This window comes from Thermococcus sp. PK (assembly GCF_000430485.1).
GTDB lineage: Archaea > Methanobacteriota_B > Thermococci > Thermococcales > Thermococcaceae > Thermococcus_A > Thermococcus_A bergensis.
Map to the genome: position 1 here is coordinate 326,875 of NZ_KE387149.1, position 10,469 is coordinate 337,343.

The 10,469-nt window shown below is 44.8% G+C and carries 11 protein-coding genes and 2 pseudogenes; 3 read left to right on the forward strand and 10 right to left on the reverse strand.

The window, feature by feature from the left end; genetic code table 11:
* Positions 1–21 precede the first annotated feature (21 nt).
* From THEPK_RS03685 to sppA, 3 genes and pseudogenes are all read right to left on the reverse strand, one after another.
* On the reverse strand, positions 22–333 hold the full coding sequence (locus THEPK_RS03685; RefSeq protein WP_042698482.1) for an AI-2E family transporter: 312 nt from the start codon (positions 331–333) through the stop codon (positions 22–24).
* A gap of 4 nt (positions 334–337) precedes the next feature.
* Positions 338–807, reverse strand: a pseudogene (locus THEPK_RS03690) (PH1570 family protein).
* Positions 807–1,811 carry a signal peptide peptidase SppA gene (sppA, locus tag THEPK_RS03695; RefSeq protein ID WP_042698485.1) on the reverse strand — a complete coding sequence of 335 codons (1,005 nt, stop codon included), beginning with the start codon at positions 1,809–1,811 and terminating at the stop codon, positions 807–809. The pseudogene THEPK_RS03690 and the gene sppA overlap by 1 nt, the downstream one beginning before the upstream one ends.
* 84 nt (positions 1,812–1,895) lie before the next feature.
* Between sppA and THEPK_RS03700 the strand changes: the two genes are divergently transcribed.
* Positions 1,896–2,702, forward strand: coding sequence for a sugar phosphate isomerase/epimerase family protein (locus THEPK_RS03700; RefSeq protein ID WP_042698488.1), 807 nt, complete (start codon positions 1,896–1,898; stop codon positions 2,700–2,702).
* Here the strand turns inward: THEPK_RS03700 and THEPK_RS03705 are convergent.
* The 4 genes from THEPK_RS03705 to THEPK_RS03720 are packed head-to-tail and all read right to left on the reverse strand — an operon-like array spanning position 2,699 to position 4,632.
* Positions 2,699–3,085, reverse strand: a complete 387-nt coding sequence (locus THEPK_RS03705; protein ID WP_042698491.1) for a ribonuclease III family protein — start codon at positions 3,083–3,085, stop codon at positions 2,699–2,701. The two genes, THEPK_RS03700 and THEPK_RS03705, sit on opposite strands and share 4 nt — an antisense overlap.
* Positions 3,086–3,115: 30 nt before the next feature.
* Positions 3,116–3,403, reverse strand: a complete 288-nt coding sequence (locus tag THEPK_RS03710) for a DNA-directed RNA polymerase subunit L (RefSeq protein WP_042698494.1) — start codon at positions 3,401–3,403, stop codon at positions 3,116–3,118.
* Complete coding sequence (locus THEPK_RS03715; protein ID WP_042698497.1) at positions 3,393–4,022, reverse strand: DUF2067 family protein; 630 nt, start codon at positions 4,020–4,022, stop codon at positions 3,393–3,395. Before THEPK_RS03715 ends, THEPK_RS03710 begins: the two co-directional genes overlap by 11 nt.
* 10 nt (positions 4,023–4,032) lie before the next feature.
* Complete coding sequence (locus THEPK_RS03720) at positions 4,033–4,632, reverse strand: exosome complex RNA-binding protein Csl4 (protein WP_042698500.1); 600 nt, start codon at positions 4,630–4,632, stop codon at positions 4,033–4,035.
* Between the two features lie 122 nt (positions 4,633–4,754).
* Between THEPK_RS03720 and THEPK_RS03725 the strand changes: the two genes are divergently transcribed.
* Complete coding sequence (locus tag THEPK_RS03725) at positions 4,755–6,629, forward strand: threonine--tRNA ligase (RefSeq protein ID WP_042698503.1); 1,875 nt, start codon at positions 4,755–4,757, stop codon at positions 6,627–6,629.
* A gap of 51 nt (positions 6,630–6,680) precedes the next feature.
* Here the strand turns inward: THEPK_RS03725 and THEPK_RS03730 are convergent, their stop codons facing one another.
* Entirely contained in the window at positions 6,681–7,364 is a 684-nt protein-coding gene (locus tag THEPK_RS03730; protein ID WP_042698506.1) for a TBP-interacting protein, read from the reverse strand.
* 122 nt (positions 7,365–7,486) lie between these two features.
* On the opposite strand from THEPK_RS03730, the gene THEPK_RS03735 reads away from it, so the two are divergent.
* On the forward strand, positions 7,487–8,314 hold the full coding sequence (locus THEPK_RS03735; protein ID WP_042698509.1) for a translation initiation factor eIF-2B alpha/beta/delta subunit family protein: 828 nt from the start codon (positions 7,487–7,489) through the stop codon (positions 8,312–8,314).
* 1 nt (position 8,315) lies between these two features.
* On the opposite strand, the gene THEPK_RS03740 is transcribed toward THEPK_RS03735, so the two are convergent.
* Both THEPK_RS03740 and THEPK_RS03745 read right to left on the reverse strand, forming a co-directional pair.
* Positions 8,316–8,993 (reverse strand): aspartate/glutamate racemase family protein, encoded by a 678-nt coding sequence (locus tag THEPK_RS03740; protein ID WP_042698511.1) that lies wholly within the window; start codon positions 8,991–8,993, stop codon positions 8,316–8,318.
* 149 nt (positions 8,994–9,142) lie between these two features.
* A pseudogene (locus THEPK_RS03745) lies at positions 9,143–10,393 on the reverse strand (RNA-guided endonuclease InsQ/TnpB family protein); the annotation flags it as partial.
* Positions 10,394–10,469 lie beyond the last annotated feature (76 nt).

The following is a 10,469-nucleotide window of genomic DNA, read 5'->3' on the forward strand; positions in this document are numbered from 1 at the left end:
GTTTGAGGGCTGTTGGGTAGTTTACTGCATCCCCGCCCTAAAGGGCGAGGCTTTCAGAAGAAAAAGGTAAATTACCAGTGACCTGGTCACATCCCTAAACCATAGCACTATGCCAAATATAAAGCCAACTAAGAGGAGGCTCATCAAAGCCGATAGCAATACTGCAGATTTTTTGGTGTCAAGCTTCTTTGCAAGCCTTTCATGAAGAGGATGAAGAATATACGCAACCGCCAAAGCAAAGATTATCGGGGTGATAAGAGGTTCCACGGTTTTCCATACAACGAAAAGAATTATAAGAGAGACCGCAATCCAGACAATGTGTTCAGTCTTCATGGAATCATCTCCTAAGATACTTGAGTATCAACCCTCTCGCCTGAGGTTTGTTAAATACAAAAAGGGGTTTTCTGGCTCCATCAAGCAAGAAATTCTTTCCAATTACCAAAAGTCCATTTTGTAGATCTCTGCGCTCTTAACGTCGATAAGGTCTTTCACGTCCTCCGGGGCATCTATTTCCTCCAATAGGTTCTCTGCTTTATCAATTAAAGACTGGTTGATGAACTTGGGTCTGCTCAACTGAAGCTCTTCTGGAACAACTTCACTAGGATCCATGAAAATCCCCCAGAACTCCTTGGCACATTCAAATGGATATACGTATTCACTGCCATATATGGGTTGATAGAGCTCATAGATAATAGACAGCAAGACTTTTCTCGCATCCCCTCCATAGTATTCAATTCTCAGGTTAAATTTTCCATCTTCAAAGCCGTTCTCAAACACCTCAAGGTGTTCTTCACACTGCATTCTCATCACCCCCTTATGTAGGAGGCGACGTAATTAGGGGGCATGTAGAGTGAAGAGCTCTCATAAACACCAAAGTCAGTCCGTTGAGCGTCGTAAAGCACTACATTCGCGCTCTTCACGCCGAGAATGTCTTCAAGAGTTTTTATTGCATAGTCTAAGTCACCGGTGTCATCAACTAGGGTGCCCTTAACGTCGCCTGCAAACCAAACCCTTCCGTCGCCATATTCCTTTGTCGTGTTCATGTCGAGCTTTCTTCCCTCGCTGACAACCTGGAGGAAATACTCGAAATAGGTGTTTATAGTGTTCTTTATCATCTCTCTTTCCTCATCCGTGAGGTCTCTCCATTCTGCACCCATATCCTTGTATTTACCTGTCTTAAACACGTTTACCTTGACACCATTTTGAGCGTAGTTTTGCTCCAAGTTGTAGTGGACGTAAATAACACCAATGCTGCCAACCTCAGCGAGAGGATCTGCTATTATCTTATCAGCCGCACATGCGAGGAAATACCCCCCCGAAGCGGCTACGCCTCCGGTATAAGCGACTACCGGCTTTTGGTAAGATAATTTTTTCAGCTCTTTATAAATGGTTATAACCGGCCCCACATAACCTCCGGGGCTTTCAATCCACAGAACAACTCCTTTGATGTTATCGTCCTTTCTTATCTCCCTGATTTTAGAAATTACATCCAAAGCAGTGGTTTCATCAATTGGACCTACAACAGGGAGTATTGCCACAGTTACGTTGGCCCCTTCGCTTACCTCTCCCCGCATCTGGCTTTTGAGATATTCAATCTCTCTCTGCAGCTCTTCTATTTTTGCCTGAAGGGCCAATGTGGTGTTGCTTTCCACTTCCTTTACCGTTTCTTTGTAAACCACTGTAAAATTCTTATCTTGGAGGGCTTTTTGTAATTCGGTGTTTTGAGTATAGAGGAGTACTCCTGCAACCGTTGATAATGCTAAGAGGAGCGCAAGGATAAAGCTGAGATACTTCCATATTTCTCTCTCCATTAGAGTCACCTAAAGTGAAATGGCTTTGGAAACTTTTAAATTTGGTGTTTCCATAATCTCTAACAAAAGCAAAAGGTGGAAAATATGGAGATAGGAGTAAGTGTTTATCCCCATCTTGTGAACAAAGGAAAAAGTCTTGCATCAGTTTTAGCAGAGCTGAAGATTAAAGATTACGATTTTGTCCAGATATTCCCCCATACACTTGGCTTAATAAAAAATGGAGAAGTAATAGAAAAGAACTTGCGCTCAATAGAAAATGCTCTAAGGGGAGTTGGAGTAAACTACACAATTAGAATGCCCACTTCAGTGAATTTGAGAGACAGCGTATACTACACCAGACATTTCAAGGTGGCTAAGGCCGTAATCGATGTGGCAATAAAGCTCGGCTCAAAGATAGTGGTCATGCAAAGCGGCCGCACTGGGAGGCCTGATCTTGAGATAGAAGCCTTACAGCAGCTAGCTGAGATAGCAGAGAAATTTGGAATCAAAATTGCCCTCGAAAACACTTACAGCGTTAAGGACACGCTATACGTCGTCGAAAGTGTCAACAGAGAAAACGTGGGCTTTGCCCTTGATTTGGGACACGCGTTTCTAAGTGCTCAAGGCGACGAGAACAGGTTTTTAGAGGATGTAAAGCTTGGCACAGATAAGACGATAATCCTTATGATTCACGATAACTTCGGAAAGCTCTTCCCGCAAGTAGAACCCGAGGATGCCCTGGCATATGGTGTCGGAGACCTTCACCTGATGCCCGGAGAAGGAAAAATCTCCTTTGGAAAAGTGCTAAAGCTTTTCGGAGAAGTGCCCCTGCTTCTTAAAATCAAAGACCCCGACACTTTCGCAAGAATCCCACCAAAGAAGGGATTAATAGAGCTGCTTACCAGCATTTAAAGCTCCAGTCTCTCTTTCACTACTTTTAAAAGTTCCCCGAAGGCACTGCCGATTGCTTCTTTCTTTCTCGAAGGGTGTAGAACTTCGGGGGTAAAGTTCTTTTTGAGAATACCCACGGCTTCTTCTATGGTTATTTTCTTTTCAAGCCAAGCATAGGCCAAAATCGCTTCAGCAATATCGCCCCTTCCGTGTTTATCTGTCCTCGGCGGAACATAGCTCAGCAGCTTGGCTTTTTCAAGTGCAATGCTCAGTGATGCATTGGGTACTCTCCCAGCACTGGGATAGCCGAGGTACTCGCTTAAGGCGAGAGAAAATATAAAGTTGACAAGCGAATCCCCGAACTTTGAGAGGTTCTTATCGTTAAAGTTCATTGAGTACTCCATTCCTTACCCTCTCAAAATTAAAAAGGAGTTTCACCCCTTTACTGCCTTCTCCCAGGCCTCAAGGACTTCCTTTGCCCTATCGAAGATCTTCTGGGCAGCTTCCTCCAAAGCCTTTTCGGGAGTTATTTTTCCATCGGTGACAACCCTGAACCTCGGCTTTCTTGCCATGAGAACTGGGTGCTCTATGGTGTATGCGGCAAATGTGACGTGCTCGTTTTCGTGAAGCACCTCATTGAGTAAGTTGGCAAATGTATGATCTTCCCCCTCAAGATAAAATTCGAGCAAGTTTTCTTCACGCTTTATGACCTCAATCTTCATTTTCCTCACCTGTTAGTTTTTTCAGCATTATCTCCAGGGCTTGCTCCTTATTCTTGATGAGTTCATATTTAAATTTATCCTCCTTATACTCAGCAACCCCCAGCTCAAGGGCAAGATCCAAGACCTCTTGAGGATCAAGCTCAAAAGCTATAGCTATGGGCAGTACAACCTCCCTTATTTGTCTCGTAGTCTGCAAAGCTATCTCGCTCAGTGCATCTCCGAGTTTTTTAGTTAATTCCACAATTTCGCTCCATGGAAGGGAGCTTATAAGCCTATTGTCCCTAAGCTCAGCCTTTTCCCCAAGAAGTTCAAGGGTCTTTAAAAGGATAGGAACCGCAACGCTTGTTCCAGCTTCTCTGAAGATGTCATCGATGTTGTATTGATAAAGCCCTCTTCTATCTGGGTACAATCGGGAGCGCACCCTTTGATGAATTTCCCTGACCTTCTGCATAGCTTCCCTTATCTCGTCTTTAGTCCCCTGAATGTTTACTTTGAGGGAGTTCAACTTGCCGTGAACATAAATAAAGGCAGGAAGCTCAAGCTTCTGTAGCTCCTTCATGAGCTCCTCCTTTTCGATATCATCTTTAACGTGAATAACCATAACTTTCTTGGCTTTCATTTTTTACACCTTACTCCAGCTTCAGCTTTCTATAGTACGTCGAAAGCTTTCTTGTCTCTGTTCTCCCGCAGTTTGGACATATAAGCACGTTACCCCTTCTTACCAGAGGTCTCCTGCATGAGGAACAGAGAGCATAAACCACTCCTAAGTCAGGAGCCTTTGTGGTGAGCTGTATCGGGCTTTTTTCGTTGGTCAATACTCTTGCCCTAACAATGTCTCCGATTTTGAACTCGTTGCTCATTGATTCCACGTAGCCATCTCTAACTTGGGATATGTGTATCCCGGCCAGTTTCGACGTAGCTATCTCCCTGTAGCCCTTTCTACCCTCAATTCTGAGCAGCTGAACTATGGCGGCTTGGGGTTTAACTTCTATAACTCTCGCTATTACAACATCCCCTACCTGCGGGAGAGGTGGAGTGTCTGTTAGTGGCTCCACAGATATTTCAACCTTTTCAGAGTTTATTCTAACTCTTCCAGCCCTTGCCGCATATAGCTCTCCATCTTCCTCTATTATGCCCTCACCGGGAAGAAATTCCTCAATAACCCCAAGATAATCTCCGGGAAGAACTATATCGCCGTCTTTTACCCGTTTCTTTTCTTTTTCATCCATCCACCCACCACCACTAAACTTAGCCCATCTAAACTTTTAAGTTTATGGATGAGGAAAGCCTATAAAAAGGTTTATGGCAACTTTTATGTAGCTTTGCCAAGTAGAACGAGGTGGTGGTATAAATGAAAATGCTGCTGATACACAGCGACTATCTCGAGTATGAGGTAAAGGACAAAGCCCTGAAAAAGCCCGAGGAGATAAGTGAAGAACAGAAGAAAGGCAGGCTTGATGAAGTTCTTGCTGCCTTTATAAGCGTGGAGAAGGTAGATGAGCAAAATCCAGAAGAAATTGTTGAGAAGGCTGTTAAAGAGATAGAGGATGTTGCTGCTCAAGTAAAAACAAAGAACATTTTCGTTTATCCCTTCGCCCATCTAAGCAGCGAGCTCGGTTCTCCTGATGTAGCTCTAAAAATCCTCAAAGAGATCGAGGAAAAGCTCAGAGAGAAGGGTTACAACGTTAAGAGAGCACCGTTTGGATACTACAAGGCATTCAAACTCAGCTGCAAAGGTCACCCCCTAGCAGAGCTTTCAAGGACAATCATACCGGGTGAAGCAAAGAAGGAAGAGGAAGTGCCCGAAGCCCTCAAGAAGGAAGAGGAGCTCGTCAGCTACTGGTACATTCTCACGCCAGAAGGAGAGCTCATTGAGGTGGACAAGTTTGACTTCTCTGGCTATGAAAACCTCAAGAAGTTTGCAAACTATGAAATAAGCAAGAGCAGAGTTGCAACGGAAGAACCTCCTCATGTGAAGATAATGCTCGAACAGGAGCTTGTGGACTATGAAGAGGGCAGCGACCCTGGAAACCTCCGCTACTATCCAAAGGGAAGGCTCATAAAGTCCCTTCTTGAGAACTACGTGACGGAGAAGGTTATCGAATATGGAGCAATGGAAGTCGAAACGCCGATTATGTACGATTTCGAACACCCAGCCCTTGAGAAGTACTTAAACAGGTTCCCGGCAAGGCAGTACATAGTAAAAAGCGGCGATAAGAAGTTCTTCCTCAGATTTGCAGCCTGTTTTGGCCAGTTCCTCATAAAGAAGGACGCCACAATCAGCTATCGCCACCTGCCGCTTAGAATGTACGAGCTCACGAGGTACTCATTTAGAAGGGAAAAGCGCGGTGAGCTCTCCGGCCTGAGAAGGCTCAGGGCATTTACAATGCCCGATATGCACACGGTAGCCAAAGACCTACAGCAGGCAATGGAAGAGTTCAAAAAGCAGTACAAGCTCAGTATGGAAGTCCTTAGGGGAGTTGGGCTGACCCCAGAGGACTACGAAGTGGCAATAAGGTTCACAGAAGACTTCTGGAACGAAAACAGGGACTTCATAGTAGAGCTCGCAAGGATAATCGGAAAGCCTGTTTTAATCGAGATGTGGAAGCAGAGGTTCTTCTACTTCATCCTCAAGTTTGAGTTCAACTTCGTCGATAACCTCGACAAGGCAGCAGCGCTAAGTACGGTGCAGATAGATGTAGAAAACGCCCAAAGATTCGGCATAACTTACTACGACGAGAACGGGGAAGAAAAGTACCCACTAATCCTGCACTGCTCACCGAGTGGGGCAATAGAGAGAGTCATGTACGCCATACTTGAAAAGCAAGCAAAGCTCATGAAGCAGGGCAAGAAGCCCATGTATCCGCTTTGGCTAAGTCCAATTCAGGTTAGAGTCATCCCCGTTAGCGATAAGTACCTTGACTATGCCCTCTACGTTGCCGGAAAGCTTGAGGGAGCAAAGATAAGAGTCGACGTCGATGACAGAAACGAGAGGCTCAACAAGAAGATAAGGGAAGCAGAGAAAGAATGGATACCCTACATAGTTGTCGTCGGTGAAAACGAAAAGAGAATGGGAGTAATAACCGTCAGAAAAAGAGAAGGTGGCCAGTATGAGATGCAAATTGAAGACTTAATAAAAGAGATAAAGCAGAAAACAGAAGGGTTCCCCTACAAACCAAGGCCATTACCTCTGCTTTTAAGCATGAGGCCGAGGTTCAGAGGATGATTCCTCTTCTATTAACTTTATTTTTCAAGTTAAGAAGAGAAAAGAAAAGATTCACTCTTCTTGAGCTTTTGGTTCACCAAGCATTTCCTTCAGGAAAGCCTGTGATTCTGGAGCAAACTTGCTTTGTGGGACTTCCTCTCCAAATTTATCGAAGATCTTTGCCTCAAGGAAGTTCAGTTCAAATATCTCATACTTCTCGCTATCTTTTTCAGCAACATTGATGCCGTGCTTGGCTAAGTGGTCGGGGACGTTCTCTATATCGACGTATTTCCCACATTTTTCACACTTGTAGAACTGCCAGAAGACGTAATCTTGGCCGTTCATCATGTTGCTCTTCAAATGTCTGACTAAAAGTCCACCTAAGTATTCGTAAAAGTCCTCTTGGACGAGCTTTCCATCTCTCTCAACGACCTTAAATCCTCCCCAAACTATATGGTCGTGGATATCCATCAACGTGGCCTTCAAAAATCTCTCTGAGAGTACGAAAGCGCCGTTCTTTATGTAAAACGTTCCGTTATCAGGAAGAACTACTATGTCTATTCCGTACTCCTCTTTTTCTCCACTCAACTTCTCGGCCTCTTCCTTGCTCTCCGCAAGTTTTATCCTAACAGGGAGTCTGCTCTTTCTGTGATAGCCAACTATCCTATCTTCATAGATGTCCCAATGGTAATCATCCAGCATCCTTATTCTTGAGTAGACTCCCTTCACTCTGGCACTTAGCTCGCTGTATTTCATTCACACCACCGTTAGAACCTCAACCTTGGGATTAATAAGTCTTCCCGGAAAAATTTAAAAAGGGTTGCAGAGGCGAAAAAATCTTTTAAAGCTTAAAGAAAAAAGAAAAGTGGAGTGGTACAATGCTTCCCGAAGAGATAGAAGAGCTCCTAAAAGGAATGAATGAAGAAAAAGTCCATGGAGCATCATATCTAGCAAAAATGGGAGCTAAAGCTTACATGCTGCTCGCGGAGAGGTTTGAAGGGGAAGAGCTGGTTGAAAAGCTCAAGGAACTGGGAGTTGAAATCCTCAACGTGAACCCCACCATGGCATCCCTGTACAACCTGGTCAGGTTCATACCGATAACTCCCGATCCAGAGTTTGTCAAGGCGAAGGCAGAGGAGTTTATAAGGTTGAGCGAGGAGGCAAAGCGAGAAATCGGGAACATTGGAAGCGAGCTGATAGACCACAACGAAGTCATTATAACACACTCCTATTCTTCGACAGTCTTTGAGATATTAAAGAAAGCAAAAGAAAAAGGTAAGATCTTTAAAGTGGTTCTGACCGAGAGCGAACCGGACTACGAGGGGCTGTTCCTCGCCAAAAAGCTTGAAGAGCTTGAAATCCCCTTCGAGGTTATAACAGACGCTCAGCTGGGACTTTTTGCAAAGAAGGCAACCCTGGCATTGGTAGGTGCCGACAACATCACCAAAGACGGCTACGTTTTTAACAAAGCTGGAACTTACCTGCTTGCACTTGCCTGTCACGACAACGGAGTTCCCCTCTACGTTGCGGCGGAGAGCTTTAAAATACACCCAGAGGCAAAAGCTGAAGATGTCAAAATCACAGAGAGAAAATTCAAGAGAAACCATACAATAATAAGGAACTACCTTTTCGATGCAACACCCTGGAAATACATAAGGGGGATAATCACAGAGCTAGGCATTCTCGTACCGCCAAAAGAAATTTAAGTCAGAGGGCAGCGTCTATCAAAGCCCGCATGTGAATTTCAGCACTATCCAAAACTTCAACGCTCACATCCTCCCGCTTTATTGCAAGGGGAAGTTCAGTGCAACCCAGTATAACGCCTTCAATATTTTCGCTTTTTGCGTACCTTTCAATAAGCTCAATGAGCCATCCTTTGCTTCTGAAGTTTTCAAACATCAGTTCCTCGAAGATTATCCTGTTGATTTCCTCGATTTCCTCTTCTCTCGGAACGATTACCTCAAACCCTTTTTCTTCCAAAGCATTTTTGTAAAATGGCATTGTCATTGTGGTTTTTGTTCCTAAGAGAAGGAGCCGTTTGAGGTTTCTCCTCTTTGCTTCTCCAGCAACTGCATCGATTATGCTGACCATCTCAGCGGTTACTTCTTTCTTAATTTCTGGAAAAACAATGTGTGGAGTGTTTGCGGAGATCCCAATAACCTCTGCCCCTGCTTTTTCGAGGGCCTTTGCGGCATTTATCAGAATTCTCTTCCTGCCTTCCCATCCATCCGGGTTGTCCTTAAAGTCCCTGAAGTTTATGGAATAGATTATCAGCTCCGGAAAGAAATATGGTTCAAACTTCTCCCTTGAGATCTCGATGTATTTTTTGTAGTAGTAGAGGGTAGATTCCGGACTTGTGCCACCTATTATTCCAATCTTCTTCATAGCACCACCAAGCAAAAAAATAGAGCAGAAGCTTATGAAAATTTTTGTGAAAAAGAATTCTACTATCTACTCCTGAGGCTTGCCTTCTCCTATCTTCTTCACTTTCAACCTTTCGGGGCTTTTCTCCTCGGTAATCCACAGGCGGTGAACTACCCCGTCCGCAAGGACGGGGCTTCGTGAGGAGTTAAGCCACCCCAAGGTAGCCTAACCCTCACAGGCCGGTTCACACGGCCACTACCGGCTATCTCCCCAATGGGAGAATCGCCGGCTACCTTTCTCAAAATGTTCAAAGCACCGTTCACATCAGCGTTTATTAAAACACCAGCGGAAGACTGGAACAGTCCACGCTTCACCCTCTTTCCAAGATACTTCTCCCTCTTTTCAATCGGTTCGAGGGCGAGGGCATCAACCTTACTCGTGTAGGCTTCATCAACCTCGATGTAGTTGATACCATACCGCTCGCACTTTGCTTTTAGTTTTTGCTTGAAAAGGCCGTAAGGAATATAATGGAAGTTCTGGTTGTTCCTCCTTCCGAGGTCGGTGTTCTGCTTTACTCCCTTCAGCTCCCCGATGACGACGTTCCCAATACCGTTCTCAAGGCAGTAGTTCACAATGTAACTTACCGCCTTGTTCATAAAGTCGTTCACCACGTTCTTCCGCTTCTTGAGAAGCCACGCCATCTTTCGCCCGAACTTAATTCCCTGCTTATCATACTGGCTTTGGAGCTTCGCCTTCTCCTTGTTCCACCACCGGTTGAAGCTCTTCAAACCCCGGCCTTCGATTATGAAGGCCGTCCCGGTGGTGGAAACACACGTGGCGAAGTTATCCAGACCCAAATCAATGGCGAGGTATTTCGAGCGGTCTAAATCCCTCTCCTCAGGCAGGACTTCATAAACGTATTCAACCTCGAACCAGAGGGCGTTGTATCTTGGAAGAATACGAATCTCCTTAATCCTGTGGCCTTTAACGTTCTTTGGGAGTGGGATTTCAAGGTGTTTAACACCATACTTCTCGGCAAAGTTCTTTCCAAGGGTGAGGATAATCCTGTCCTCTTTTACCCTGAAGGACTGGTATGGGAAGATTAGGATGAAGTGCCCGTTTTTTGGGAGGTATTTTGGTGGCCTAACGGGTCTGTTGTAGTTGCCCTTCTTTCTCTCTTTGAGCACGTGAAAGAATGAGCGGAAGTTTCTCTCCACGATTTTCATCGTTTGTTGTGCAACTTGGCTTGGCAGGAGTTTGTAGGGTTCGCTATCTTTAACCAAGTGGTAGGCTTTGGCGTAGGGTAGAAAGGCCCCATTAAGCTCGTAGTGTTGTTTAACCGTGTAGAGGGTGAGGTTGTAGAGGTCTTTGGATAGGTGTGTCAGCGTCCTGAGGAGTTTGTAGGTTTTCTTGTCCACTCGAAGGTGGTTTTTCTGGGTGAGATACGTGGGCGACCACCTATTATTTTTCTAATAGGTGAAGTTTTAAGGGTTGCGG